The 25,457-nt window shown below is 62.3% G+C and carries 25 protein-coding genes; 10 read left to right on the forward strand and 15 right to left on the reverse strand.

Annotated features, from left to right (window positions below; genetic code table 11):
* Positions 1 to 18: 18 nt before the first annotated feature.
* Both EEB13_RS12555 and EEB13_RS12560 read left to right on the forward strand, forming a co-directional pair.
* Positions 19 to 933 (forward strand): DUF5926 family protein, encoded by a 915-nt coding sequence (locus EEB13_RS12555; RefSeq protein ID WP_045066838.1) that lies wholly within the window; start codon positions 19 to 21, stop codon positions 931 to 933.
* Between the two features lie 47 nt (positions 934 to 980).
* Entirely contained in the window at positions 981 to 1,769 is a 789-nt protein-coding gene (locus EEB13_RS12560) for an alpha/beta fold hydrolase (RefSeq protein WP_141485370.1), read from the forward strand.
* On the opposite strand, the gene EEB13_RS12565 is transcribed toward EEB13_RS12560, so the two are convergent.
* The 5 genes from EEB13_RS12565 to EEB13_RS12585 form a co-directional block, all read right to left on the reverse strand.
* Entirely contained in the window at positions 1,766 to 2,311 is a 546-nt protein-coding gene (locus EEB13_RS12565) for a ferritin (protein WP_033235246.1), read from the reverse strand. The genes EEB13_RS12560 and EEB13_RS12565 overlap by 4 nt on opposite strands.
* A gap of 90 nt (positions 2,312 to 2,401) precedes the next feature.
* The gene (locus EEB13_RS12570) at positions 2,402 to 2,947 is read right to left on the reverse strand and encodes a ferritin (protein ID WP_092805526.1); all 546 of its coding nucleotides are present in this window, start codon (positions 2,945 to 2,947) and stop codon (positions 2,402 to 2,404) included.
* Positions 2,948 to 2,993: 46 nt separating this feature from the next.
* Positions 2,994 to 4,331, reverse strand: coding sequence for an LCP family protein (locus EEB13_RS12575; protein ID WP_261984515.1), 1,338 nt, complete (start codon positions 4,329 to 4,331; stop codon positions 2,994 to 2,996).
* Positions 4,332 to 4,347: 16 nt separating this feature from the next.
* Entirely contained in the window at positions 4,348 to 5,163 is an 816-nt protein-coding gene (locus EEB13_RS12580) for a CPBP family intramembrane glutamic endopeptidase (RefSeq protein WP_141485371.1), read from the reverse strand.
* A gap of 10 nt (positions 5,164 to 5,173) precedes the next feature.
* A complete protein-coding gene (locus EEB13_RS12585) occupies positions 5,174 to 5,971 on the reverse strand; it encodes a DUF2470 domain-containing protein (protein ID WP_116103859.1) in 798 nt (265 codons plus the stop codon).
* Positions 5,972 to 6,110: 139 nt separating this feature from the next.
* Between EEB13_RS12585 and EEB13_RS12590 the strand changes: the two genes are divergently transcribed.
* Genes EEB13_RS12590 through EEB13_RS12600 form a run of 3 tightly spaced genes read left to right on the forward strand, consistent with a single transcriptional unit; the run spans position 6,111 to position 8,365 of the window.
* A complete protein-coding gene (locus EEB13_RS12590; RefSeq protein ID WP_141485372.1) occupies positions 6,111 to 6,764 on the forward strand; it encodes a hypothetical protein in 654 nt (217 codons plus the stop codon).
* A gap of 21 nt (positions 6,765 to 6,785) precedes the next feature.
* On the forward strand, positions 6,786 to 7,700 hold the full coding sequence (gene pheA / locus EEB13_RS12595; RefSeq protein ID WP_141485373.1) for a prephenate dehydratase: 915 nt from the start codon (positions 6,786 to 6,788) through the stop codon (positions 7,698 to 7,700).
* A complete protein-coding gene (locus tag EEB13_RS12600; protein ID WP_141485374.1) occupies positions 7,697 to 8,365 on the forward strand; it encodes a histidine phosphatase family protein in 669 nt (222 codons plus the stop codon). Before pheA ends, EEB13_RS12600 begins: the two co-directional genes overlap by 4 nt.
* Before the next feature lie 9 nt (positions 8,366 to 8,374).
* Here EEB13_RS12600 and EEB13_RS12605 read toward each other — a convergent pair whose 3' ends face one another.
* The 6 genes from EEB13_RS12605 to EEB13_RS12630 form a co-directional block, all read right to left on the reverse strand.
* Positions 8,375 to 10,438: an acyltransferase family protein gene (locus EEB13_RS12605; protein ID WP_141485375.1), complete on the reverse strand. Its 2,064-nt coding sequence runs from the start codon at positions 10,436 to 10,438 to the stop codon at positions 8,375 to 8,377.
* Between the two features lie 40 nt (positions 10,439 to 10,478).
* The gene (locus EEB13_RS12610; RefSeq protein WP_141485376.1) at positions 10,479 to 11,306 is read right to left on the reverse strand and encodes an ESX secretion-associated protein EspG; all 828 of its coding nucleotides are present in this window, start codon (positions 11,304 to 11,306) and stop codon (positions 10,479 to 10,481) included.
* Positions 11,303 to 12,523 (reverse strand): PPE family protein, encoded by a 1,221-nt coding sequence (locus tag EEB13_RS12615; RefSeq protein ID WP_141485377.1) that lies wholly within the window; start codon positions 12,521 to 12,523, stop codon positions 11,303 to 11,305. The genes EEB13_RS12610 and EEB13_RS12615 overlap by 4 nt, the downstream gene beginning before the upstream one ends.
* 57 nt (positions 12,524 to 12,580) lie before the next feature.
* Positions 12,581 to 12,880 (reverse strand): PE domain-containing protein, encoded by a 300-nt coding sequence (locus EEB13_RS12620; protein ID WP_092805548.1) that lies wholly within the window; start codon positions 12,878 to 12,880, stop codon positions 12,581 to 12,583.
* Positions 12,881 to 13,021: 141 nt separating this feature from the next.
* A complete protein-coding gene (locus tag EEB13_RS12625; RefSeq protein WP_033235174.1) occupies positions 13,022 to 13,372 on the reverse strand; it encodes a metallopeptidase family protein in 351 nt (116 codons plus the stop codon).
* 3 nt (positions 13,373 to 13,375) lie between these two features.
* Positions 13,376 to 14,473: a septum formation family protein gene (locus tag EEB13_RS12630; RefSeq protein ID WP_230590200.1), complete on the reverse strand. Its 1,098-nt coding sequence runs from the start codon at positions 14,471 to 14,473 to the stop codon at positions 13,376 to 13,378.
* Positions 14,474 to 14,555: 82 nt separating this feature from the next.
* Between EEB13_RS12630 and EEB13_RS12635 the strand changes: the two genes are divergently transcribed.
* From EEB13_RS12635 to EEB13_RS12645, 3 genes are all read left to right on the forward strand, one after another.
* Positions 14,556 to 14,951 (forward strand): ankyrin repeat domain-containing protein, encoded by a 396-nt coding sequence (locus tag EEB13_RS12635; protein WP_092805552.1) that lies wholly within the window; start codon positions 14,556 to 14,558, stop codon positions 14,949 to 14,951.
* A 67-nt stretch (positions 14,952 to 15,018) separates the two neighbouring features.
* Positions 15,019 to 16,272: a serine--tRNA ligase gene (serS, locus tag EEB13_RS12640; RefSeq protein ID WP_033235171.1), complete on the forward strand. Its 1,254-nt coding sequence runs from the start codon at positions 15,019 to 15,021 to the stop codon at positions 16,270 to 16,272.
* Positions 16,273 to 16,616: 344 nt separating this feature from the next.
* Complete coding sequence (locus EEB13_RS12645; protein ID WP_187328535.1) at positions 16,617 to 19,826, forward strand: beta strand repeat-containing protein; 3,210 nt, start codon at positions 16,617 to 16,619, stop codon at positions 19,824 to 19,826.
* A gap of 86 nt (positions 19,827 to 19,912) precedes the next feature.
* Here the strand turns inward: EEB13_RS12645 and EEB13_RS12650 are convergent, their stop codons facing one another.
* Positions 19,913 to 21,460, reverse strand: a complete 1,548-nt coding sequence (locus EEB13_RS12650) for an MBL fold metallo-hydrolase (protein WP_092805556.1) — start codon at positions 21,458 to 21,460, stop codon at positions 19,913 to 19,915.
* 167 nt (positions 21,461 to 21,627) lie between these two features.
* Here EEB13_RS12650 and EEB13_RS12655 point away from each other — a divergent pair, with 167 nt between their 5' ends.
* Both EEB13_RS12655 and EEB13_RS12660 read left to right on the forward strand, forming a co-directional pair.
* Positions 21,628 to 22,383 (forward strand): lysophospholipid acyltransferase family protein, encoded by a 756-nt coding sequence (locus EEB13_RS12655; RefSeq protein WP_045066842.1) that lies wholly within the window; start codon positions 21,628 to 21,630, stop codon positions 22,381 to 22,383.
* Positions 22,384 to 22,387: 4 nt separating this feature from the next.
* Positions 22,388 to 23,116 carry a lysophospholipid acyltransferase family protein gene (locus EEB13_RS12660; protein ID WP_141485379.1) on the forward strand — a complete coding sequence of 243 codons (729 nt, stop codon included), beginning with the start codon at positions 22,388 to 22,390 and terminating at the stop codon, positions 23,114 to 23,116.
* A 327-nt stretch (positions 23,117 to 23,443) separates the two neighbouring features.
* Here the strand turns inward: EEB13_RS12660 and EEB13_RS12665 are convergent, their stop codons facing one another.
* The 3 genes from EEB13_RS12665 to EEB13_RS12675 all read right to left on the reverse strand — a co-directional run bounded on the left by EEB13_RS12665 (position 23,444) and on the right by EEB13_RS12675 (position 25,457).
* On the reverse strand, positions 23,444 to 24,364 hold the full coding sequence (locus EEB13_RS12665; protein WP_141485380.1) for a PE-PGRS family protein: 921 nt from the start codon (positions 24,362 to 24,364) through the stop codon (positions 23,444 to 23,446).
* A gap of 219 nt (positions 24,365 to 24,583) precedes the next feature.
* Positions 24,584 to 24,850: an NgoMIV family type II restriction endonuclease gene (locus EEB13_RS12670; protein WP_261984545.1), complete on the reverse strand. Its 267-nt coding sequence runs from the start codon at positions 24,848 to 24,850 to the stop codon at positions 24,584 to 24,586.
* Between the two features lie 100 nt (positions 24,851 to 24,950).
* Positions 24,951 to 25,457 (reverse strand): hypothetical protein, encoded by a 507-nt coding sequence (locus tag EEB13_RS12675; RefSeq protein ID WP_141485381.1) that lies wholly within the window; start codon positions 25,455 to 25,457, stop codon positions 24,951 to 24,953.

Below are 25,457 nucleotides of genomic sequence, written 5' to 3' on the forward strand. Positions count from 1 at the left end.
CCGTGTAGTTTTGCCCTCGTGGCTAAGAAGAGCAAGAGAAACAGTGGACCGAAGGTAGACAGTGGGCGCGCAGCGAAGCTCGCAGCCCGCCAAGCAGAGCGTGACGCCGCATCAGGCGCGGTCAACCGCCCGTTCGAAGGCCTCGCGGCAGAGTGCGACCTGGTTGCCATGCGCGAATTCGTTCCTTCGGCCACGGCTCCGCTGCCCGTCATCGGCTCGGATCGTCCCGTCACCGTCGCGACGGTTCTTCCCGGCGCTGTTGCCGCTCTCGTCCGCAACGAGGGTGAGACGGCAACCGGATTTGTCGGTGTTCAGGTTCAGGCTCACTCCGCAGATCTGGGCGCAGACCTCGCCGCATCCGTGACGTGGGTTGCCGACGCAGCCCCCGGCGACGCGCTCCCCGCTGCCGATCCCGCCGAGGACACCCCGGCAGTCACCGCTGTCGTCGCTCCCGCCGCACTGCTCGACATCACCGTCTACCAGGACTTCAACTGGTGGATCCCCGAAGGAACCGAAACGGATGCCCAGGTCAAGGCCACCGTTGAGCAGGCCAACGCGGCAATCATGCCGTCGGCTCGCCTCGAAGGTGACGGCCTCGTCGCAGCCTGGTGGGTAGACGCCGGAGAGAAGGCGCACCTGCGTTGGGTTCGCCCCGAAAGCGAAGACGATCTGATGCTTGCACTGGCTCGCGTTCACGCTGCCGGCGGACTGAACCTGGGTGAGGGTTCGCGTTACGCGGGATCCTTCCGCACCCACGGACTGCTGGTTCCGGTCTTCGACCTGGACCCCGAGAAGCACGCAAACGAGTGGGTTGCGGCAACGGTCGAGTTCGGCGATCGGCTGGCGCAGGCCCTGGCCGTCGACGCACCTTTGACGTCGGCGGAACTGCGTTCGCGCGACGGACTGCGTGGACGTCAGGTCACGCTGCGCTGATAGCGCTTCTATAGACGTTACGCGGGGTCACGTATAAAGTTCTACGGATGACCTTGGCGCACGACATCTCCGGTAGCGGTCCCACGCTTGTGCTCGTCCATGGCATTGTCCATCGGCGCCAGGCGTGGGATTCGCTTTTGGATCAGTTGACGCCGTATCGGCGCGTCGTCACGGTTGATCTCCCCGGCCACGGGGATTCTGCGCTGCCCGAACTCGGCACTGATGTCATGGGCCAGTTGATCGAAGACGTCAGTGAATTCATCACAGAGGTGACACCGACTGGCGAGCGCGCCCACGTCGCCGGCAATTCTCTCGGCGGGTGGATCTCACTCTGCCTTGCGGCACGCGGCGACGTTGCTTCGGCAACGGCGCTCTCGCCGGCCGGATTTTTTGTCAATCATCTGGATCAGGTGCGCGCGATAGGCACGTTTCAGGCACTCCGAAGCACGGCCAAACTCTTCGGCGACGGATTGCCCCGCGCGTTGCAGTACAAGCTGATTCGCTATCCGGCGCTTGCCGCGTTCTTTGCGCATCCGAGTCACGTCGACTACTCCGCTGCCCTGGCCGACTGCCGTTCGCTTATCTCGAATGAGCTTGTCGATCTAGGGATGGAACTCGATTTTGTGCTGCCGCCGATCGTGAATCCGGCTGTGCCCGTGACAGTTGCGTGGGGCCGACGCGACCTGATCCTGCCGGTCTATCAGGCCCAGCGCGTGAAAAAGCCCTTCCCGCAAGCAAAACTAATAGTTTTGCCTGGGGTAGGGCATGTTCCGATGACCGACTCACCCGAGCTGATCAGCTCGATTCTGCTGGCCGGCAGTGAGTTGCGGCGTTAGACGGCTCCGCCGGCAACTGCGGGTGCTCCCGAAGAATCGCCAACGACGCTCATTTCACGAGACACAAAATCCTCGATGTCGAACAGGTTGGCGCCCGCACGATCCGCAATGGTGAGAAGTGTTGTCATGCTCGCAACTTCCTCGACCTGCTCCTTGAGGAACCACTGCATGAACTGCTCACCCAAGTAGTCGCCTTCCTCACGAGCGGTGCTCGCGAGCTGAACGATCTGCTCGGTGACGGACTTCTCCTGGGTGAGTGCAAGCGCAATGGCTTCCCGGACATCCTTGAAGTCGGACTTGGCGCCGTCGACACCCGTGAGTTCGACGTTGATGCTGCGATCGAGGAAGTACTGGACGATCATCATCGCGTGATTGCGCTCTTCAACGGCCTGCTTGTAGAAGTGCTTGGCAAGCTGCGGAAGATCGGCGTAGTCGAAATAAACAGCAGTTGCCGTGTACTGGTGCGAGGCGTTGAATTCGTTGCGAATCTGGTCTCGGAGGAGCGCATGGAATTTAGTCATGTGTGTGTCACCAGAAGTCATGAACCCCAAGATAGTGCAGGTCAGGGGCACTGTCATCCCAGTGCAGCCTTATTGTGGTAAGCGTTTCCAAACTAATGGAAACCTAATTATTCAAGCCCCGGCACCCGCAATTTTCGGAGCAGTGGCGTCGGCTGCGGGCGGATTGTTCATCTCGCGCGCCACAAAGTTTTCCAAGTGGAAAAGATTGTTTCCTGCCCGATCCACGATCGACAACAACGTGGTCATACTCGCGACTTCCTCAACCTGTTCCTTGAGGAACCACTGCATGAACTGCTCACCCAGATAGTCTCCGGTGTCACGAGCAGTGCGAGCCAGACGCGTGATCTGAGCCGTGACGGTGTGCTCCTGCTCGAGCGCCAATTCCACAGGTCCGCGCACATTTTCGAACTTCGTGACAACCTCGCCGACTCCGGGAATCTCGACGTCGAGATCGTTGTCCAGCAAGTACTGGATCATCATCATGGCGTGGGAGCGTTCTTCGCTCGCCTGGTTGTAGAAACGCGTCGCCATTTGCGGAAGATCATGCGAATCGAAGTACACGGCCACCGCGACGTACTGCTGAGACGCCGTGAACTCGTTCCGGATCTGCTCACGCAGAAGAAGGGTGAATTCGCTCGAGTTCTTCGCCTGTGTCATGTCTCCAGGTTACTGCGTGCAGGCCGCCGTCCGGGATCTACGTTGCTCAGCCGGGTGTGACCAATTCCGCAGGAATCTGCTGATCATTGGCGAGCGCGTCGAAGAATTGTGATGCCTTGGTCTTGTCCCACAGCAGAACGTCACCCGAGCCGTCGACGTAATCGAATCCGCCGACGGGAACCGTTGTAGTTGTCATGCCGCCGCGCAAAGCCCACGCGAGTGACGCCAGATTCCAGATGTGATCACCGTTGTCGACCTGAAGCGACTTTGCCGTGTCGGTGGCGAGGGACCACAACCGGAACGGATTGAGGAACGTCGTAGGACTGGTGGCCTTCGACAGCAGAGCCGACATGAACTTGCGCTGATTGTTCATGCGATCGAGATCGGCCATCGCCGTTGCGCGGGTACGCACAAATCCGAGCGCCTCCGAGCCCGTCAGGTCCTGACACCCGGCAGGCAAGTTGATACCGGCAAGCGGATCGTCGATCGGAGAATCCAGGCACACGTTGACCCCGCCGACAGCATCCACGATTCCCGCAAAACCGCTGAATCCGATTTCCGCGTAGTGGTCGATCCGCAAACCCGTTGCTTCCTCGACGGTCTGCACCAGCAACGGCGCTCCGCCCCACGCGAATGCGGCATTGATCTTGTCGGAACCCTCACCCGGAATCGGAACATACGAGTCACGCGGAATGCTGACCATCGTGGTCTTCCCACTCTTGGGCACATGGACCAGCATGATCGTGTCCGTGCGCTTGGGTCCGGTATCGCCACCGGTCGCGAGCGCCTGCTCCTGCTCCGGAGTCAGACCGTCGCGGCTGTCCGAACCCACGATCAACCAGTTCGTGCCAGGTGTATCCGCGACGCGGCCGGCGTAGTCGGGAAGTGCGTCGATCCGATTCAGTGAATTGTCGACGTAGAAAATCGCGCCGACAAACGCGAGAAGCAGCACCAGCAACGTGATGCCGATGCGCTTGCCCCAATTCTTGCGTCGACGAGGCGCCGACGGCGGCTGCTGACGCGGCGGTGGCTGGCGGGGTGGCTGATTCGGCGGCGTCCTCCGCGGGGGTGGCGGGGGAGCTTGACGGTATTGCTGCGCTTGCCGATCCTGCTGTGCTTGCCGGTTCTGCTGGGGGTCCCGGTACGGCTGTGGTTGCTGCGGCGGGGCCCAGTTGTTGCGGTTTTGGGGTGGCGGGGTCTGCGACCACGCCCGGTTCTGGGGTGGCTGGTTCTGGGGTGGCCGGCCGTCACGGCGAATGACCTGAGTTCCCTCGGGCGGGCGCTGACCCTCGGGCGGACGCGACGGCTGACGCCGCGGCGGCGGACCCTGAGGCGGAGGACCCGGTCGCGGCGGGCGCTGAGGATAGGGAGAGTCGCCGGTCACCAGTTCACGGTACCGGTCACGGCAACCAACCCACATGATCGCGAAGCAGGGCGTAACCGATGAACGCCACCATGTCGATGAGCGCGTGGGCGATGATCAACGGCCACAGGCGTCCCGTTCGCTGCCAGTACCGACCGAAGATCAGACCCATGACGACGTTGCCGACACCACCACCGAAACCTTGGTACAGGTGATAGCTGCCCCGCAGAAGCGACGACGCGAGCAATGACGAGTTCTCGCCCCACCCGAGCAGGCGCAGCCTGCTGATCAGATACGCGACCACAAGAACTTCCTCGGCGCTCGAGTTCGCGATCGCCGAGAGAATCAGAATCGGGACGCGCCACCAGTGATCGTCGAGGGCACTCGCCTGGACGGTGAGATTGATGTTCAACGCCTGCGCCGTGAGATAGAACAGTAGTCCGGGAAGGCCGATCAAGGCGGCAAGGCCGAAGCCGGGCGCGATGTCGCGTCGTAGCTTCGGTTTGGGAGGAAGGCCGGCCACGGTCGGGCCGATACCCGCCCGCCAGAGCAAGTACAGGCCGAGTGCAGCCCACGCGAACAGTCTTGTCACACTCAGCAATTGACGAGCGAGGTCGATCCAGTCGATCGCTGCCTGCGACGGATTGAGCGCCACCGTCTGATCGGACAGGGCGACCGGCGTCGCGAGGGATTCGAGGAGCGACAAGACGCCGGAAAGGCCACTGAGGCCGAAGGTGACCAGCAGGACGATCGTGATCTCGATCCGCACACCGCGACGTTCGGACGCATCGAGAGCAGGTCCGGCGGGAGCGGGTGGGTTCAACCACGAGCGGACGGTTTGGCGGGCATTCACCCGCGCAACGCTATCCGTTGGCGGCGCCGCCTGTGACATGTGAACCGCCGGGGCGCAGGCCGTTGAGGAACGGGCAGCCGACAAGGATGCGGATCGCGCGGGACAGCGAGATGGCGTCGTCGACGGGGTTGGCAAACGGCATCCAGACGTCCCGGTCGCCTGTGTGGTCCTCGATGCGCAGACGCAGTCCGTACCGGTCGATTCCGAGGGGGCGTACCCGTCCGGTGCGCAGGTATGAGGGCAGTTTGCGTGTGAGCATGTCCACAAGGTCGCTGTGATCTTCGTCGAGGTGCTGCAACCACGCCGTTTCCATTTCGCAGAACGGATCGGGGTGAGCGGCGAGCAGGTCCTCCACAGCGACGGGTTCGGCTCCGGACGAGTCTGCGACAACGGCCGACGCGAGGCTCAACCGGAGTAGTACGGAGGTGTGACCGAGGTCGAGGAGTGCGGGGTGCGGGTGTTCGGCAGCGACGTCGTCGGCAAGTACCCGCGATTCGTAGTCCGGCACCGCGTGCAGTGTGCCTCGCAGCCAGACGAGTGAGCGGACAGGTTCACGCAGGGCCAGCGGAGCGTGGTCGGTGAGCTCCAACACTGCAGGTAGGCCACCGTTTCCGGCGCTCCAGGCAAGTGCTGTTGCAGCCGAGCCGGAGGGGACGGCCACAACGATGTCGCCGTTGGATCGCAGGTGGTGCACCGATGTGACGGTCGGTTCGCTGCCTTCGATCGCGAGAACCGCATCCTGGGCTCGGGCGCAGGCGCTACGTACTCGTTCGGCGGTGGATGGACCGGTGCTCGTTTTCGTAGCCATGCTGCCCCCTCGGTGGGTGTTTCCGGTTACCTCACCGGCTGATGAGGTAACCCTAACCTAAGCTGCTGTGGTGTGAATCGCAAGACTTTTGCGCAACTCGCCTGAAATCCCCGACCACACCCGCCACTACGGTGGAGCGGTGGCCATACCTCTTTCTCTCGGGTTGCCCCCGAAAAGTTCCCGCGGACTGCTCGACGGACTCCTCCTCGGCGCCCCTGGCGAACCCCGAGTTGTTCCCGCATCGGCGCTGCTCGGAGCCGAATCCGCTGGACGCGTCGTAGTTCTCCTCGATATCGACCCCGCGCGGTTGCGAGCGGATGCCGGTGCGTCGTACGAAGCGGTGCGCTTTGATCTGGAGTGCACAACCGAACAGATCGACGACGCCATCGCACTTCGCGTGCCCGCCCCGCTCGCGGTGTACGTCGACGGCGGCGACGAGGTTCTGTCTCCGGCCGAATCGGCTGCGTTGCTCTGTGAAGGAGGACGCATTCCGGGCCTCGATTCAGGGCACTCACCTGCCGAAATCGCCGATTTTCTGGCCGTGCTGGCCCACGAATCGGTGGGATTTGTTGCCCGAGCGGCCGACGCGGACGAGGTGATCGGATTGCTGTGCGGAACCATGGCGGCCCTGCGCGGCGACGACGCCCGCGCTGCCATTCTCGACCCGCAGCCGGCAAAACTGGCTGCGCTCATCCCCGAGGCTCAGTCCGCGTTGCGCGAGGTTCTCCTCACGATCGAAGTATCCGACCCGACTTCGGTGGAAACGGCACTACGTTCGGCAGGTTTGAGCTGATCGTTGCGTAACCTTTGAGGCGTGCCAAAAATCGCGTATTTCGGTCCGTCGGGAACCTTCACGGAGATAGCGCTCGCCCAGTTCGAGGCAGAGGGCGCATTCGACGAGCTGGTCGAACGGGTGCCTGCCGGTAGCCCACCCTCGACGCTCGACCTGGTTCGTGACGGCGTTGTCGACGGCGCCGTGGTGCCGTTCGAGAACTCGGTGGAAGGCGGTGTCGCGCCGACGCTGGACTCACTCGCCTTGGGTTCGCCGCTGCAGATCGTGGCCGAGACCGAGATCGAGGTGAGCTTTTCCATCCTCGTTCGCGACGGCATCAGTGCGGATCAGGTGCGCACCATCGGTGCCTACCCGCACGCGAGCGCCCAGGTACGAGAGTGGATCGCGGCCAATCTCCCGAACGCGGAAGTTGTGATCTCCTCATCCAATGCCGGTGCCGCGCTGGACGTGCAGGCGGGAACCGTCGACGCCGGTGTGTCCACGGCCTTGGCCGGTCAGATGCTCGGATTGGCAAGCCTCGCAGACAATGTCGCCGACGTCGGCGGCGCCGTGACGCGATTTGTGCTGGTCACCAAGCCTGCGCCGGTACCGGCCAGAACCGGCGCAGACCGCACCGCCTTGGTGCTCCATCTGGACAACGCTCCCGGATCGCTGGTTCAGGCTCTCTCCGAATTTGCAGCTCGTGGAATCGATTTGACGCGAATCGAGTCTCGTCCGATGCGCACGGAGCTGGGAACCTACCGATTCTTCGTCGACTGCGTCGGGCATGTTGAGGACTCCCTGGTGGCAGAAGCGATGCGCGCGTTGTATCGCAAATCCGGAGTGCGCTTCCTGGGGTCGTGGGCGACCGCGAATTCAACAGGGCCACAGCCTCCTTCGGATGAAACAGCGATCGCGTGGATCGAAGACCTCAAGCGCGGAGAGGGAGAACGATGACCGGCAGGCTCATTCTCGTTCGGCACGGCCAGACCGAAGCCAACGTAGCCAAGCGGCTCGACACAGCGTTGCCCGGAGCCAAACTCACCCCGGAAGGGCTGGCGCAGGCCGAAGTTCTGGCTAAGGGTCTGGCCGCCGCGCCGCCACTCGCCTTGGTGTCGTCCTTGGCGTTGCGTGCAAGGCAGACAGCGGGATTCGTCGAACAGGCCGCCGGTGTCTCGCTGGACGTGCGAGACGGTTTGCATGAAGTGCAGGCAGGTGACCTGGAAGATCGGACAGACGAAGACGCGCACCGTCTGTTTGTCGAAACCTTCCATCACTGGCATACCGGCAACCTCGGTATGCGTATACCCGGTGGCGAAACCGGCTACGACGTCTTGGAACGGTATATCCCCGTGGTCAACTCGCTGCGTGACGAGTTCCTCGAAGGGTCGTCGGGCACCGGCGATATCGTTGTCGTGAGCCACGGCGCCGCCATCAGGCTGGTCGCAGCTCAGCTCGCGGGCATCCCGGGACTGTTCGCGGCGAACAATCACCTTGCGAACACCGAAAGCGTCGAACTACTGCCGCGCGCCGACGGCGGTTGGGAGTGCCTGCGCTGGGGAACGGTGAACCCACCGTTCGAGCACCGGCTCATTCCGGGCGCCGACGACGTGATGGGCTGACGCTCCAGCTCACCACCAGGTTGTCGCTGATCCCAACTGACGGCCGAGTTCCGGCGTCAAGGTTCGGACGTAGCTTGCTGTGAGGTGGTGGGAATCGTGGTACACCAACACATTTCCCTCCGTCACGCGGCACAGGTCGGGGCCGCAGACACCATCGCTCAGATCCAGTAGCGCTACGTTGGAGAGTTCCGCAATTGCCTCCCACGCCGGGTTGATGTCGCTGAGCATGTCTGCCCGCGGCAAGGCGCAATGATCCGCTGAGGTAGCGGTTGCCAGGCAGTCGATGGCGCGATACGGAACGCCGTCGTGGTGCAGCCATGGAGTATCGCGGATCGCGAGAACCTGAACGCCGCTCTGCTCCAACTCGTGCCACACCTCGACGTAGGCTTCGGGCGTCACGTCGCCGGGACCGTCCGGACTGGGCCGGCTGGCGGTCGTGAACACAAAATCGGGTGTGGTGGCGGCAAGTCGGTCGATGACCGCGCTCGACCACGGCGCGCAATCCGGTACGTCGCTGACGGCGGGGCTCTCTCCCGCGACCAGCGGACAACCCATCTTCAGATACGTATCGACCCGAAAACCATGGCTGCGGCCGAGTTCGTCGAGTGCGGTGATCCAGTGCTCGGAATGGGATCCCCCGGCCAGGGCGATCGTGCGGTCTGCGTTCACGTCACCGTACGTGCAGGTCACGATGTCGATCTGCTGGAAATCCGAGATACAGCCGTCGAGCGTGGTTATCGGAAGATCCAGTGGTGCGTCGAAAATGGACGGAACCATCGACGCGTCCGGGACCGAAACGCCGTCGGTCAACGTCAATGCGCCGGGGTGGGCGGGGATGTCGAGAGTATCGGCTGCGCGCTGACCAGTGCTCTGACTTCCGACGTAGGCCTGCCAACCGAACATTCCGGTGACGATGACCGCCGCACCGACGATGGAGGCCAGCAGGATCGGCCTCCGTGCCGGAGCATCGCGCTCGATCGGTACCTCGACCGCCATCCGCAAGCCGTAGGCCACCGCGAGCGATGCGGCGATGATCAACGTCCCGCCCACAAATCCGGCTTCCGGGCGCCCGGTGACAACGAGAGCGAACACCAGGATCGGCCAGTGGACCAGGTACAGCGCAAAGGCGAATGAACCCAGCTGCGAGAGGACGGGGTGCGCGAGAACCTGTGCGGTCCAAGTCTTGTTGCCCTCGCCGCTGACTATCAGTGCGATGGCCGCGAGCGTGGGAACCAGGGTCCACGGTCCCGGGAATTGCTCGGCGCCGTCGAGGAAGAACCCACACAGCAGAATCGACGCCAGTCCGGCGATGCCGAGAACTGTTTTCAGCGCAAGCGGCCAGGCCCCGACCCGCGTGATATTCCAGCGTGTCAGCATCAACGCCGCGAGTGCGCCCACCGACGGCTCCCACAGGCGGGCCGCGGAATCGTAGTAGTTCCAGGCTTGATCGTGGCCGGACATCACTGCGGCGTAGGTAAACGACATGATCGCAAACGCGCCGAACACCAGCGTCAGGGTTGGCCGCAGAAGCTCTGGGCGAGTGCGTGATACGCATGACGCAACCACCAGCACCACTGCGATGGCTACTAGATAGAACTGACCCTGCACGGCCATCGACCACAAGTGTTGGAGCGGAGACACCGAACCGTCGGCCGCCAGATAGTCGCTCGACGTAAGCGCAAGCTGCCAATTCTGGAAGAAGCCGAGAACAGCTGTCAGCTCGTCGGCGAGGCCGGCCCATCGAGTGCGAGGCAACAGCACCAAGGCCGCCGCCGCGGTCAGGAACGTCACCGCCGCGATCGGGGGGAACAATCTGACGAGTACCCGTTTGAGTGCGGGCAGGGGATTGAGCGAGCCACCGGCCTCGGCGCGGCGAACCAGCGAACCGACAAAGAAGTAGCCGGACAGAACCAGGAAGACGTCGACCCCGCCGGACACCTTGCCGAACCACACATGGAAGACCACCACCAAGGCGATCGCGAGTCCCCGAAGCCCGTTCAGGTCTTCACGGTACTGGCGTGTTCTCGGTTTGTGCGGTGACTCGACGGTGGTGGCGGGGGTGGGCAAAGGCATGCTGGGTGAAGGCTCCGGGCGTCTAGGGGATCGCCCTAGGTTACCGGGAGACGGCACCAGGCGATTCGGACAGCAGTTCTACCAGCGAATTCACCGCCTGTCGGAGCCGTTGGGGTGTTCCGGAACTGATCGAGCTCCACTGTGTACCGTCGGCCGACGTGCTTGACGACGCGACAATGCGGCCATGCGCGGTGTTGAAGACCGACACCACTCCTGCGGGGAGCTTCTCGATGCCGACGCCCCGCGGGATGCCGACAATTTCCGTGAAGGACGTGCAGGTGACCATCGCACTGCCGAGTTGGCCGGCCTCGACGGGTGGTACCCCGGCTTGGGTCAGAGCGGCGGCGACGGTGTCTGCGTCGGGTCCGGCGTTCAGTGCGGCGCTCAGCATGTCAGTGGGTGCGTTGATCACGGCAACCTGCATGGGATTCGACGGGCCGAGTACTCGCACCACCGCATCTGCCGGATTCGCGACTTTGTGAAGTGTGTAGATTTTGGTTGCTTCGTTGAAAGATGCTTCCACGCACAGTGATTCGTCGGCGGCAACGCACACCCGGGTCAGTGTTCCCTGGTTGTGGCTGCGCAGTGCAAGTTCCCATGCGGGGCGCGTCAGGGTGCGCAGTGTGCTAGCTATGCCGTGATGGATCTCGCCGCCCAGTAGAAGATCTCGCGCAGCCAAAGATGTTGCTGCACTGCGCATTGCCGCATCGTATTCGGCTACCGAATCCCAAAGTGCTGTGCCGCCGAGTACGACCGGGAGCACGTCGAGGCCGAGGCGCTCGCGGGCATACTCGATCTCCTCCGACGTCAGATCGACAGAGGGGAAAGCGTCGGTGTCGGTAGCTATTCCGAGATCAAGGGTGCTCACAGGCGCGATTCCACATCGGCGGCACCGATCACCGAGGTGATGACGGTACGCCCATCGGCAAAATGCTCGAAGTGCTTGAGGTAGTCGGGGGTGTCATGGAATTCGGTGTCGTCGTCATCCGCCGCGGCATGCCGACCACTGGCGACGGGGCCCGTTCCGGAACTCGGCGTAGCGCGGACGGCGTCGGTGCGGACGGCGTCGGAGCGCACACTTTCGGTGCCGACAGCATTGACTACTGTCCCGGACGCCGCGCGGGGCGTGATCTGGTCGGCAGAACTGACCGAAAGCCCTGCGCTGGTCGAATGTGCGCCGACGGGTGTTGTGGCAGACGCTGCGGTGGTGGCTGCGGCATGCCGCCCAGTGCTGTTGCCGCCGGTCAGGGCGGTTAACGGTGAACTCAGGAGTGATGTTGCGCCCGCTCCCAGTCCGCCGCCCGCACCGACCGCCGCCGACACGGCACCGGCCGCAGCGGTGGCCGTGGTTGCGGCTGCTGTTGCTGCGGTAGTGGCGGCGTTGGATCCGGCGAGTACGGCACCGAGCTGGGAAGCGGCCGCAGTGACTGCAGGGTTGGAGAGCACCGACGTGATTGCCGCCGCAGCAGTGCGGACCGGCTCGACAAATGCGTTGACGGTCTGTTCGGCGACGCTGACATTCTGCGGAGAGCCCTGGCCGGCAACATCGGACATGGTGATGGACGGCGGCGGCTCGAACTCGTCCCGCACGGCGAGGGGAGCCGTAGCGGAATCGTAGGTTTCCATGGCCGCCGCTGCCCGGAGCTTGAGCTGCTCTGCAGCCAGTTCGGCCACCGCAGCCGATCCGGTGAGGGCGCCGCCGAGCGTGTACGCGGCCAGCTTGGCTGTTTCGACGGCAGCGATTTCCGGTAGCGACGGCATGGCGATAGCCGCGACGGTGTACGTCGCCGACTGAACCTGTGCTTTGCCGCCGGTCTTCTGGGCGAGCATGGAAGACCGCGCCGCCCACTCCTCGAACGGTTTGAACTTGGCGAGAGCGGCATCGGCAGCGTCGCCCGTCCAGCCGATTCGTAGATTTGCCATCACTCGGCTGACCGTCGACGCAGTGTCTCCGAGTCCGGCGGATACTGCCGTCCAGGCCCCGCCCGCGACGCTGAGTGGCACCGGGCCCGCGCCGGCGATCAACGCAGCCGAATTGGGCGCTGCGCCGCGTGGATACCAGATGACGCCGGTGATGCCGACCATTGTTCTTCCCCCCAGAAGTGGAAATGTGCGAAGTAGTGACGTGTCTGCGGACGAGAATCAGAGTGGAGCCGAAGCCAGATCTGCCTGCGTCCGGTTGTCCTCGAATTCATAGGCGGCGGCGTAGCGGCGCAGTGCGGCGGCTGCATCTTCGAGTTCGGCAACAGCGCGGTCGGCTGACGATGCCAAGCTCTCGGACGTCGCATTGAAACTGTTCGCGGCGCTGGTGGACACTTCGTCGGAGCCGGACGGCAGGACTTGCCGGGCGGGTCTTGTGGACGCGACGACTCCGCGCAGCCGTGCGGCCCCGGCTTCGAGCTCGAGGGCAGCGGTAATCAGTGCGTGAGGATCGACGTGCATGTGCCGAACTCCTAGGTGACCAGTGCGAATGATGGGCGAGGATCACCATCCGTCGCCCTACAGACGCCGAACGTCAAACTCCCCGCACCTACTTTGATGCGCGCTCGGAGCTATCGGTTCCCTCGAAATCGGACTGGTTTCTCAACCCCACCCGAGTTCGTGCAGACGGTCCTCTTCGATTCCGAAGTAGTGGGCGATCTCGTGGATGACCGTGACCGCAACCTCGTGGACGACCTCTTCTTCGGACTCGCAGATGTCGAGGATCGCGTCGCGGTAGATGGTCACCGTGTCCGGCAGGTATCCGCCGTACTGAGAATCGCGCTCGGTGAGGGCAATGCCCTGGTACAGCCCGAGAAGTCCCGGTTCCTCGGGGTCACGAGGTTCGACCAGGACAACAACGTTGTCGATGGCCTTTGCCAATTCCGGCGGAATGAGATCGAGTGCCTCGCCGACCAGGTCTTCGAACCGGTCGTCGTTCATGGTTACCGTCATGGCTTACGACGGCGGGGACGCGCCGGGCAACGGCGTCGGCACAGACCGACCTTCCGGTGCTGAGGGCGGCGGGACCGGAGCCGCGCCGTTGATCAGGATTTCACCTTTGGCGCTGCCGGTGATGGCCGCGAACCCGCCGGTGGCGACTTCCGTGCCGACGGAGCAGTTGACGCGTCGGCTGCCGGCCAGCCAGCTCTCGAGGGCGATGTTGTCCCAGAACAAGGTCAGTGTCTTGTCGCGCAAGGCGTCGGCAGAACCGAGGTATTCGTTGGCAGCCTGCGTGCAGACCCCTTCGAGATAGGCGTCCTGATCCTCGACCGACGGCATGCCTGCGGGAAACTGAGTGCCCAGGTCGATCACCGAGATGACCTCGTACGCGTGGGGGTTCGCGCAATCCACGGGGTCGGTCGGGAGATTCTGGTTGATGCCGATGCAGGTTCCGACGTCCCAGACATTCGACTGATCCTGATCGGCAACCCTGCCGATGAATGGCAGAAGTTCACCGGTTGTGGTCGAGAACTGCAGACCACAGCGCAGCGAACGGTCGCCAGACGTCCAGGACGATTCACTCGGGAACATCAGTCCGACGCTGAACTTGCCCTTCGGGTCGAACCGCGAGCCGAGGTACGAGTTCACGATCGGAGTGCAGTGCTCGTCGCGCAGTTCTGCGAACCGCAGCGCGCCCGGGTATCGCGATCCGGGGCCGAACTCCGCGCCCGGGAACACCGACAAGTCGAGCGGGCCGGCAACTTCGAAGCGGTGCTCGGTGTCGCACGAGACGATGGACATGTCGGTGCGATCACCACCGGATGCCGTCGCAGGCGTCCAGTTCAGGCAATCGCCTGCGCCGGCAGACGTGAAGGCGTTTTCTTCGGCGGACTTGTTGGTGGCCTGAGAGCCGATTCCGCCGACAGTGGCAGCTGGCTTGTCGCCACTGTTCAGGCCGCCGGAAATCGCGATTGTCGCAATGGCGGCAACAACCGCGCCCACCGCAACAGCAGCCAGAACGCGTCTGGTGCGGTGCGCTGAGACGGTTTTCTTCCCCGACGCGCCCGTCGGGCCCGCCGGATCGGACGGCTTCTCGATCTTGTCTTCAGGCATCGATCCCATCATGCCTGTTTTCCATGCCGTACCGAACCTTCACGGCAAAACGTTTACGTCCGAAGCAGGTATTTTATGGACTATGACCGAAGAATCCGGGCTCGAACCCGAAGCCGTCGAACTTGCCGGGCGCCTCTTCGACATGGCGCGGACCGGCGACGCGGCGTCTCTGGCGTCGTACATCGATGCCGGGATTCCGGTGGATCTGACCAACAGCAGCGGCGACACGCTGGTGATGTTGGCCGCATATCACGGCCACGTTGATGCCGTCGTTGCTCTGATCGAGCGCGGCGCAGACGTCAATCGGGCCAACGACAAGAACCAGACACCCCTTGCCGGTGCCGTCTTCAAGGGTGAGGACGCCGTCGTAAAAGCACTGGTGAGCGGGGGAGCCGACCCGCGCGGCGGGCATCCGAGCGCTATCGACGCCGCCCGGATGTTCGGACGCGAGGACTATCTTTCCCTCCTCGAATCCTGAGCGTCGCCCGGAGCGGCCGCGGACGTGACCGTTGGCGACCTGGGGTGAGTGGGTAAAGTTCCTAGTCGTGATTGACCTCAAGTTCCTCCGCGAGAATCCCGAAATCGTCCGCGAGTCGCAGCGCACCCGTGGAGAAGATCCCGGACTGGTCGACGCTCTGCTCGAAGCCGACGCGTCCCGACGCGCTGCTGTGCTGACCGGAGACAACCTCCGCGCCGAGCAGAAGGCGTTCGGCAAGAAGGTCGGTCAGGCATCTCCGGAGGAGCGTCCCGCACTGCTCGCGGGGTCCAAGGAACTTGCGGCCAAGGTCAAGGAAGCCGAAGCCGCGCAGCACGAGGCTCAGGCCGCGCTCGACGCTGCCCATCGCGCGATCTCCAACGTCGTGCAGGAGGGCGCTCCCGCCGGCGGCGAAGACGACTACATCGTCCTCGAGACTGTCGGCGACATTCCTTCGTTCGACTTCGAGCCGAAGGATCACCTCGAGCTTGGTGAATCGCTGAACCTCATCGACATGGAGCGCGGCGCGAAGGTCTCGGGTTCGCGTTTCTACTTCATGACCGGGTACGGCGCGATGCTCCAGCTCGGACTGCTCCAGCTCGCGGCGCAGAAGGCTATCTCCAACGGCTTCACGATGATGATTCCGCCGGTGCTCGTGCGCCCCGAGATCATGGCCGGTACCGGCTTCCTCGGCGCTCACTCCGACGAGATCTACCACCTCGAGGAAGACGACCTCTACCTTGTCGGCACCTCCGAGGTCCCGATGGCCGGTTACCACTCGGGTGAAATTCTCGAGCTGAACGAAGGCCCGAAGCGTTACGCCGGTTGGTCCTCGTGCTTCCGCCGTGAAGCGGGAAGCTACGGCAAGGACACCCGCGGCATCATCCGCGTCCACCAGTTCGACAAGGTCGAAATGTTTACATACTGCCGACCGGAGGACGCCGACGCCGAGCATCAGCGTCTCCTGCGTTGGGAGCGGGACATGTTGGACGCCATGGAGATTCCGTACCGCGTCATCGATGTTGCCGGCGGAGACCTCGGTTCCTCGGCTGCCCGTAAGTTCGACTGCGAGGCATGGGTTCCGACGCAGCAGGCGTACCGCGAACTGACCTCGACCTCCAACTGCACCACGTTCCAGGCGCGACGGTTGAGCGTTCGGTACCGCGACGAGAACGGCAAGCCGCAGACGGCTGCCACCCTCAACGGAACCCTCGCCACGACGCGCTGGATTGTGTCGATCCTCGAAAACCACCAGCAGGCCGACGGCACCGTTCGCGTGCCGGCAGCACTGGTTCCGTTTGTCGGCACGGATGTGTTGCGCTGACTTCTTCCTAGCTGAAAAGCCGAGGCCGCGACGATTTTGTCGCGGCCTCGGCTGCTTTTTGTACCTGACCTGGTGTATTCGGCTTGGGGGTAGTCGTTTCTCGCAGAGCGGTGCTACAGCTCCGCTCTTGTCTATTTCGGCCTTCTTAGCTCATCCAAGACGGTGGTCAGCAACATTTTGTTCCTTATTGGACGTCCGTCTTACCAAAACTGATACAGGTAGCAGTTTTCTAGCTACTCTGTGATTCAACTTTTGATCAACAGTTCCTAACCAAAATGTCGGCTCGCTGGGTGGGCTTCCCTTCTGCTGCGCAAAGCAGATTCGGATTTAGCTCAACTGCTGCTGTGGCACTGGCTGCGGCGGTTGTTCCGTTCAGTCAGCGCATCGCAAGAGAGGGCTCGAAGTACATGAAAGACAGGAAGTTACGTCGGTTGTTAGCCGGCGTCAGCACCGCAGCGATGGCGTTGGGCTTCGCCACGACGTTCGGCGTCATGACGGCGTCCGCTGCGCCCGTGAGCACATCGACGGCGTCAGGCAGTTGGACATTCAACCGAACGATCAGCAACGGTACGCCCGTCCCCGGCGAGACAATTACCGTCACGAACAACATCCGTTGGAACGGTGGTCTCGCTCCGACCATCAGTGCCTTCAAGGACATTCACCCGGACTGCCTCACCTACGTCGTGGATTCGTCAAAAGTCGCCGGAAATGGCGTCGGCACGAGTTCGACCTCCACATCTGTGAGCATGACAGGATCGTGGATCCGCAGCGCCGTCGATCGGAACATCGACTACACGGTCAAGTACACCGTCGGCCAGAACTGTGCCCGCGACGTCGCCTTGATAACGGGCGCCGGCATCAGCGCGAACCAGGGTACGGGCTCTGAAACCGCCAATACGGGTCCGTCTATCACCGTTGCAAAGGCTGCAACGCAGACCAGCCTCACCGTAGCGCCTGCACCGCAGGCTGATCGAGCCTCGACTCTGACGGCCACCGTCACAACAGGTGCCACCGGCAACGTCGACTTCTTGAACAACGGCAACCTCCTCGGTACCGGCACGATCGCCAACGGCACCGCTACCTACGCGTGGACTCCGTCCGGCGCGGACGCGGGCCAGCCGTACTCGATCACCGCGAAGTACCTCAGCGACGCCACCAACGCAGTATCGACCTCGGCCGCGCAGACCGGGACTGTGGCAGCTGCGCCGACCGCCCCTGCGGCGCCGACCGCAGTCACCGTGAACCCGACATCTGTTGTTGTCGGCGGCACTGTGACGGTTTCCGGGACTGCTGAGGCCAATTCGGAGGTCACTGTCATAGCTGGTGAGAAGACGTGCAAGGTCACTGCTGGTGCTGCCGGTGCTTTCAGCTGTGACATCGTCACCAGCGAGGTCGGCACCCTGACCGTGACTGCCGTTGCGGCGAATGCTGTTGGTGTCGGTCCGATCTCAGCTCCGGTCACTGTGACCGTCTTGGCTCCGCCTGATGTTGATACGACGCTGGGTTTGTCGGTTCCGTCTGTTGCGACGGCGGGTGTTGCTGTTGATTTGACGGCGACGGTTGCTCCGGCTTCCGCTGTGGGTTCGGTGTCGTTCAAGGTTGGCGGTGTCGAGGTTGGTACTGCTTCGGTGTCGAATGGTGTTGCGACGCTGTCGCACACGTTTGCTGCTGCGGGTGTGCAGTCGGTGACGGCGGATTTCTCGGGTGCGGGTTTTGTGGCGTCGAGTGCGGGTCCGTCGTCGGTGACTGTCTCTGATCCGGTTCCGGTTGATGTGGAAACGTCTCTGGTGCTGGGTGTTCCGGCTGTTGCGACGGCGGGTGTTGCTGTTGATTTGACGGCGACGGTTGCTCCGGCTTCTGCTGTGGGTTCGGTGTCGTTCAAGGTTGGCGGTGTCGAGGTTGGTTCTGCTGTGGTGTCGAATGGTGTTGCGACTGTGTCGCACACGTTTGCTGCTGCGGGTGTGCAGTCGGTGACGGCGGATTTCTCGGGTGCTGGTTTTGTGGCGTCGAGTGCGGGTCCGTCGTCGGTGACGGTCTCTGATCCGGTTCCGGTTGATGTTGATACGACGCTGGGTTTGACGGTTCCGGCTTCGGCGACGACGGGTGTTGCTGTTGATTTGACGGCGACGGTTGCTCCGGCAAATGCAGTGGGTTCGGTGCAGTTTCAGGACAACGGTGTCGATATCGGTTCGGCGGTGACTGTTGTCGGTGGTGTTGCGACGATGAATAACGCATTCGCTTCTGCTGGTGCGCATTCGATTACGGCGAACTTCACTGCAGGTGCGGGTTTCAATGATTCGGTTGCTGCTGCGAAGACCGTGACAGTGTCTGATCCGGTCCCGGTTGATGTTGATACGACGTTGGGTTTGTCGGTTCCGGCTTCGGCGACGCCGGGTGTTGCTGTTGATTTGACGGCGACGGTTGCTCCGGCAAGCGCTGTGGGTTCGGTGTCGTTCAAGGTTGGCGGTGTCGAGGTTGGTACTGCTTCGGTGTCGAATGGTGTTGCGACTCTGTCGCACACGTTTGCTTCTGCTGGTGTGCAGTCGGTGACGGCGGATTTCTCGGGCGTGGGTTTTGTGGCGTCGAGTGCGGGTCCGTCGACGGTGACGGTCTCTGATCCGGTTCCGGTTGATGTTGATACGACGTTGGGTTTGTCGGTTCCGTCTGTTGCGACGACGGGTGTTGCTGTTGATTTGACGGCGACGGTTGCTCCGGCAAGCGCTGTGGGTTCGGTGTCGTTCAAGGTTGGCGGTGTCGAGGTTGGTTCTGCTGTTGTGTCGAATGGTGTTGCGACTGTGTCGCACACGTTTGCTTCTGCTGGTGTGCAGTCGGTGACGGCGGACTTCTCGGGTGCTGGTTTTGTGGCGTCGAGTGCGGGCCCGTCGACGGTGACGGTGTCTGATGCAGTGGTGGTCGACACGACTTCGACAACCGTGCTCAGTGTTGCCGGCGAAGCGAAGGTCGGTGTGGAACTGGACCTTTCCGCTGCGGTTGCTGGTCAGCCTTCAGGTGATCCGGCTCCGTCAGGCGGCACGGTCACCTTCAAGGTTGACGGTGTCGGTGTTGGTTCGGTTCCGGTAGTCAACGGTGCAGCGACGTTGCCGCATACGTTCAACACTGCCGCTACGGTTACGGTGACTGCTGTGTACAGCGGTTCCGGTACGTTGGCCGGCTCGACGTCGAATGCGGAGACGGTCAATGTGACCGTTGAAGCGCCGACTGATGTGGATACGACGACAACGTTGAATGTTCCGGCATCAGGTGTTGTGGGTAAGAGTGTTCAGTTGAAGGCCAATGTGTCTCCGCTGGGCAGCGTTGGCACAGTGCAGTTCTTCGAGGGCAATGTGCCGTTGGGCGCAGCGGTGGACGTGGTCAACGGTGTTGCTGTTCTTGATCACACCTTCGCCACTGCGGGTAATCATTCGATCACTGCGGTGTTCAGTGGTGGTCCCGGGATGAAGGAGTCGGAATCTACCGGGTCGACGATCAACGTCACTGAGGCGGGTACGGAACCCGGTGGATCGGGTTCGCTGGGTAACATCTTCGGCTCGTAGGGCAGAAGTGGAACTTTCCTCATCCGTAACATGAAGTGGGGCTGCAGGTCTGACGACCTGCAGCCCCACTTTCGGCTAGGTCGAGGCTAGAGCTTGCGGGTGCGCAACTCGTGTCCCTTGGACGTCTTGCAGGCGCCTGTTTCGAGATCCCACTGCCAGCCGTGCAGGTTGCACGTGAGCTTGTTGCCTTCCACCACACCGAATTTGGTGAGGTCGGCCTTCAAATGCGGGCAACGACGCTGAATCTCGTAACCGCCCAGCTCGATTGACGCGGTGTCGTCGTGGGCTTCGGAGAACCAGCCGTCGGCGTAGGCGATGCGCTCGTCGGTGAGGCACTTGAAGAACGTGTACAGGAACTCGTTGTATCCGCCCACTCGCCACGCCTGGAAGCGGGTGGAGAGGAAGATGGTGTTGACCCAGTCGGGTTCGTCGTCGCGCAGGACGGTGCGAACCAACTCGGGTGCGATGCGGAATCCGTAGCGGTACTTGCCTTCACCGTCGATGGGCTCGCGGACGAGGCGCTTCGGGAAGTCGAGGACTACCGTCTCGTCGCCCATGACAAGTCCGACCGGGTAGCCGATGCCGTCGCAGATGACGTCCGACTGCGCCATGATGGGCTCGAACTTCGCCTTGATCGCTTCGAGGAGCGGTTCACCCTCGGCCGGTGCCCACGATGCCTTTTCGGCAGCGAGAACGGGAGCCATCTTCTGGGCCATGTTCTCGATGTACTCGGCCTTGTTCGAGAAGATCTTGTCGACCTCTGCATCCGGAATCGGATGGGACAGAACAGCTTCGCTGCCATGAATATCCACGACGGAGCCGGGGATCATCAGCAGGCCACCGTTATTGCCATGGATGCGCATCTGCTCGAGGAACACGATCTGATCGGGGAAGATGTTTCCCTCGTCGCCGTGATCGTCGTTGAGGTCGCGCAGAGCGTCGTCGAGGAAAACCGGTGGGCCGGCCGACGGGACGACCCAGGTGGCGTCGACCTGCTCGATGTAGCTACGGCAGCGGTCCATGCCGCGCTGACGCTTCTGCTTGCCGAAGTTGCGCTTGGTGCCCTTGGGGATGTCGTACACCATCGGGTACCAGATGGCGCCCGAGTACTGCAGAAGGTGGATGTCGATCTTGCCGAACTGCTCGCCCAGTACGTCCATGTCGACGGGACGCGCGTCGTTCATGTTGAAGCAGGTGGTCTCGCCGTCGGAAATCACGATGCCGGAGTCGCCGATCGGGCCGTCAGCCGGAGCGCGCAGGGCAATGATCATGATCTCCAGGTCACCCTTGGGGCCCGAGACCGTGTGCTTGACGGAGTCCTCGGTTTCGAAGAACTTGTGGAAACCGAGCTTCTCGAGCTCACGCTTGAGGTCCGGGACCGGGTAGTCCGGCAGTAGGACTGTGGCGTCCTTGTTGACGTGCTTGCTCAGGTTCTCGGGATCGAAATGATCCTTGTGAAGGTGCGAGACGTACAGGTAATCGCAATTACCGATGGCGTCCCAATCCAACTCCGAGTTATCCGGGAACGGGAACCACGACGCAAAATACGCGGGGTTGACCCACGGATCGCACAGGATCGAGCCTGCGGTCGTCTGAATGTGGAATCCGGCGTGACCGACGCTGGTGACCTGCACTGGTATGCCTCCTGAAAATGTGCTGAGCGACGGTACCAGGGTAGGCCCTCCGCGCGGCGGGTTCGATCAGGCAACCCCTGGGCATCGCGGATAACCCGACGTCACCATGGGAAACACGCGCCCACGCGGTGGGTCAGATCACGGGTTCACCGCTAGGCTGGGAACCTGTGGACCCCGTATACAGAACAGTCATCGGCATCGCCCGTACCGTCTTCGCGTTCGAAGGCCTGAAGTTCTCGGTTCAGGGTGATCGGAATATCCCTGCTACCGGTGGCGCGGTGATCGCGATCAACCACACGGGATACATGGACTTCACCTACGCGGGTCTGCCGGCGCGCACCCCGAAGCGGTACATCCGGTTCATGGCCAAGAAGGAAGTTTTCGACAACAAGATTTCCGGGCCCATCATGCGAGCCCTCAAGCACATCCCCGTCGATCGTGGTGCCGGCGCCGATTCCTACAAGGCGGCCGTCGATTTCCTCAAGCGCGGTGAACTGGTCGGCGTATATCCGGAGGCCACGATCAGTCGGAGCTTCGAGATCAAGGAATTCAAGTCCGGTGCTGCCCGCATGGCCATCGAGGCCGGTGTTCCCATCATCCCCGTCGCGATCTGGGGTGCACAGCGAGTGTGGACCAAGGGCTACCCGAAGCGGTTGGGCCGCACCAATACTCCGATCTCCATTGCCGTCGGCGAGCCCATCCAGCCTTTCGAACCGGCCAGTGAGCTGACGGCCAAACTGCGCACGACGATGCAGGAACTGCTGCTCGAAGCTCAGAAGGGTTACCAGCATCCCGCAGGCGAGTACTGGGTACCCGCACGATTGGGTGGTAGCGCGCCCACCCTCGAACAGGCAGACAAAATGGATGCCGAAGAGGCCGAGGCCAAGGCAAAAGCACGCGAGGCCCGCAAGTCGGAAGGCTGAGCCCGTGACCGCCGAACCCGTGTACACGGCAGTCGAGACCACCGCGCGTGTTCTCTGCCGTCTACAGGGTTTGGCGGTCACCAGAACCGGCACCGAGAACGTTCCGCGTACCGGCGGAGCTGTTATTGCGATCAACCACACGAGCTACCTGGACTTCATCCATGCGGCCCTTGCCGTGCGCGAGTCGAAGCGGAAGCTTCGGGTGATGGCCAAAACGGAATTGGCGAACAACAAGGTTCTCGCGTTCCTCATGCGCGGGTGCGGCGTCATCGAAGTGGATCGCTCGGCGGGTGCCGCGGCCTTCCAGGTCGGCGTCGACGCGTTGCGTCGTGGCGAATTGGTTGGGGTGTATCCGGAAGCGACCATCAGCCGGAGCTTCGAGATCAAGGAATTCAAGTCCGGTGCAGCGCGGATGGCGATCGAAGCGAATGTGCCGATCATTCCCGTGATCGTCTGGGGCGCGCAGCGGTTGGTAACAAAAGGCGGACCGAAGAATTTGGGCCGCAACCACTTTCCGATCTCCGTGGAAGTTGGGGCGCCCATTGATCCGGTAGAACCGGCGGACGCACTTACCGAAATCCTGCGGATTGAGATGGACGCCATCTTGCGTCACGTTCAGGACGGGTTTGCTCATGAGCCTGGTGGATATTGGGTGCCGCGCCGACTCGGGGGAGGGGCGCCCACTCCGGAAGAGGCTGCCGCAATGGACGTCGCGGAGACATCGTCGCACTAGCGGAAAAAGCTGGATTCACCCAGATTCACACACGCTGACCACGAATCCCGACCTCACCAAACCTGTCAGACCCTCGAACTACCATCAAAACTGCAACGAGCAGCGGGTCGCCACACTGACCCGACCACAGCGAAAGCCAAGGCCCTGACCTGCAAGATTTCTTGCAGATCGGTCATACGTGTGGCGGCCTGATCAGTTCTCGGATTCAGGCCGTTACCGGTGCAGCAGTCTCCTGATGCACCGTAAGAACAGACCTCTTCGGCGATGGTGGCAGCGGAACGCTGTGGTCCTGGCCGCAAGCAACCGGGAAGTATGGACCGATCTGGCCTAGATCAGCTCGTCTGCCAGGCCTAGAGACGGCACCAAGGTCGCGATGTCGATGATCTCGATATGTGCCGCCGGTCCGGCGGTGAACTCGGCGACGGTGAACCCTCCGGCGGGTCCGAACTTCTCTTCGAAGCGGAGCCGAGTGTGGGGAGAGGAGCGGCCCAAGGCCCACTCGGCGGTTGATCGTGAGGCCACTAAGAACTTTCTCGGAAGCGCCCCGACGACGAACATCTGTGCATGCCGTTCCGTAGGGTCCAACGCCAGGTGAACCAGATCAGCAAACACGCCACGCTTGCGCATGGTGTCGGCGCCCTTCCACTGCGAAACCTTGAACTCAGCGATGCGCCGATCGGTCTCGACGTCAAAGGGTCTGCTGGGGTCGTTGCCGGCGCCGAGTGATGGCCTGACCGTGACGGTCTCGCCAGGTTCGAGGATCAGTGGCAGGCATCGCGCAATGACGGTGGCATGAATGACGTCGTTGAGCCGTCCGACGTGCTGACGAACGGCCAGGGCGGCGTCGAGAAGATCCTCGTTGAAGTGAAAACGTTCGACGGTGTCAGCGCACCCGGTCATGTCCGAGCCGGCGAATGCCGACTCAGCGGAGGACAGGTGCTTGGTGAGCTCATTCGTGGTGAGGAACTCCAGCAGAGTGGAGAACGACGCCGACAAATGGGTGTAGTTCGCCGACGGAGCGCTGGGGTCAGTGTCTGTTTCGGCGTGCTGCTCACCGACCCTGGCCCGGTAGATGCTGGTGGTGAAGCCGATTCCGCGGAGACGCGCCAGGGCGGTATGAGAGGTGAAGCTCGACCTGGGGAGGTTGCTGATCAGCTGGTAGGCCTGCTTTGGGGGATAACGCACGCCGCCGATGTCGGCCCAGTGTTCTCGGATCGGTTCGGGTGCAGCCTGTCTGACGACCTTCATTGCAGCCTCGAGCTCTGTTGGATCCTCAGGCTCTCCCGTTTCCATCACAGCGATGAGTCAAGCAGGCCACTGTGTAACTGTTGTGGGTCGGGCCGAACATCTGTGTAAGAACTCGGCTTCCGATTTACTTGAACCATGGAGGGTGACTTCCCATTAGAGCGTCTTCCAGACCCTCGACCTGGCCTCCCACCGGAAGAGATGCACTTACCGTGTGGCTGGCTATGCCCAGCGAAGGCGCAGCACCTCGTCGACGAGCTGCTGGTAGGAGCGGATACGGCCCTGCGCAATCATGCGTTCGAGCATGAGCCTTTGGGGCCAGCCGGGCGCTTCGGCCCTTACTTTCTTGGTGGATTCGATCTGCATTGCTGCTTCCTGCAGCTCAGGAAGGGCGAGGTGGTAGATGCAGTCCACGGCGCCCGAGCCGTATGCGATGAGCTTCAACATCGAAGGTCGCGGTTCCATGGTGAGGACCGCGTAGTGCGGCATATGCCCGCGGCGATGGTTCACCAGCTTCGAGCCCTGTGAAAACGCAGTCTTGTGCACGGTCGGTGCGCAGTGACCACTTCGACGACAACCCGATCAGAACTCAGGCGTCGATGCGGTCGATGTCGTCGCCCTGTTCGAGCATGATCTTCCCACCCACGAAGAGCACTCCCAAAGCGACCACGCTACCCCCAACGAACGTGATCTTTCCGAGGACGGTGTTCAAGAACTGCTTACCTTCGCTGTCCTTCTGGAAGGCGAGCTTCCCATTTTCCTGGATCAGCTCGATGATGAACTTACGTTGGTCCCAGCTGAGGTCGTCCTTGTCGAGTTCACCTTTGAGGATCTCGCGGATCTCTTGGAGAGCCTTGTAGACCTGATCTTGGCTCTTGTCATTTGACTTGAGCGTGGACTCGTGGGCTTTTTCCATCTCCTTCACCGTGTCCAGCGCAAACTCTTTGAAGGCTGGGAACTGTTCGATGATCTTGAGGGTTACCTCGGTGTCCATGTCGGGCATCATTGCGGCGAACCGCAGCATCTTGTCCTTGGAGAGGTTCTTCCAGGACTCGATACCGAGCTGTTTCTTGACTTCGACTTCGTTGAGTCTCAT

The organism is Rhodococcus sp. WS3, from assembly GCF_003797085.1.
Classification (GTDB): Bacteria; Actinomycetota; Actinomycetes; order Mycobacteriales; family Mycobacteriaceae; genus Rhodococcus_F; species Rhodococcus_F globerula.

Coding starts and splice junctions, on each gene's coding strand:
- EEB13_RS12635 (WP_092805552.1), top strand. CDS start 14,556: ATGACCGAAGAATCCGGGCTCGAACCCGAAGCCGTCGAACTTGCCGGG.
- EEB13_RS12665 (WP_141485380.1), bottom strand. CDS start 24,364: ATGAAGGTCGTCAGACAGGCTGCACCCGAACCGATCCGAGAACACTGG.
- EEB13_RS12585 (WP_116103859.1), bottom strand. CDS start 5,971: ATGGCTACGAAAACGAGCACCGGTCCATCCACCGCCGAACGAGTACGT.
- EEB13_RS12625 (WP_033235174.1), bottom strand. CDS start 13,372: ATGACGGTAACCATGAACGACGACCGGTTCGAAGACCTGGTCGGCGAG.
- EEB13_RS12615 (WP_141485377.1), bottom strand. CDS start 12,523: ATGGTCGGCATCACCGGCGTCATCTGGTATCCACGCGGCGCAGCGCCC.
- EEB13_RS12630 (WP_230590200.1), bottom strand. CDS start 14,473: ATGCCTGAAGACAAGATCGAGAAGCCGTCCGATCCGGCGGGCCCGACG.
- EEB13_RS12600 (WP_141485374.1), top strand. CDS start 7,697: ATGACCGGCAGGCTCATTCTCGTTCGGCACGGCCAGACCGAAGCCAAC.
- EEB13_RS12670 (WP_261984545.1), bottom strand. CDS start 24,850: ATGCCGCACTACGCGGTCCTCACCATGGAACCGCGACCTTCGATGTTG.
- EEB13_RS12560 (WP_141485370.1), top strand. CDS start 981: ATGACCTTGGCGCACGACATCTCCGGTAGCGGTCCCACGCTTGTGCTC.
- EEB13_RS12620 (WP_092805548.1), bottom strand. CDS start 12,880: ATGCACGTCGATCCTCACGCACTGATTACCGCTGCCCTCGAGCTCGAA.
- EEB13_RS12605 (WP_141485375.1), bottom strand. CDS start 10,438: ATGCCTTTGCCCACCCCCGCCACCACCGTCGAGTCACCGCACAAACCG.
- EEB13_RS12565 (WP_033235246.1), bottom strand. CDS start 2,311: ATGACTTCTGGTGACACACACATGACTAAATTCCATGCGCTCCTCCGA.
- EEB13_RS12675 (WP_141485381.1), bottom strand. CDS start 25,457: ATGAGACTCAACGAAGTCGAAGTCAAGAAACAGCTCGGTATCGAGTCC.
- EEB13_RS12570 (WP_092805526.1), bottom strand. CDS start 2,947: ATGACACAGGCGAAGAACTCGAGCGAATTCACCCTTCTTCTGCGTGAG.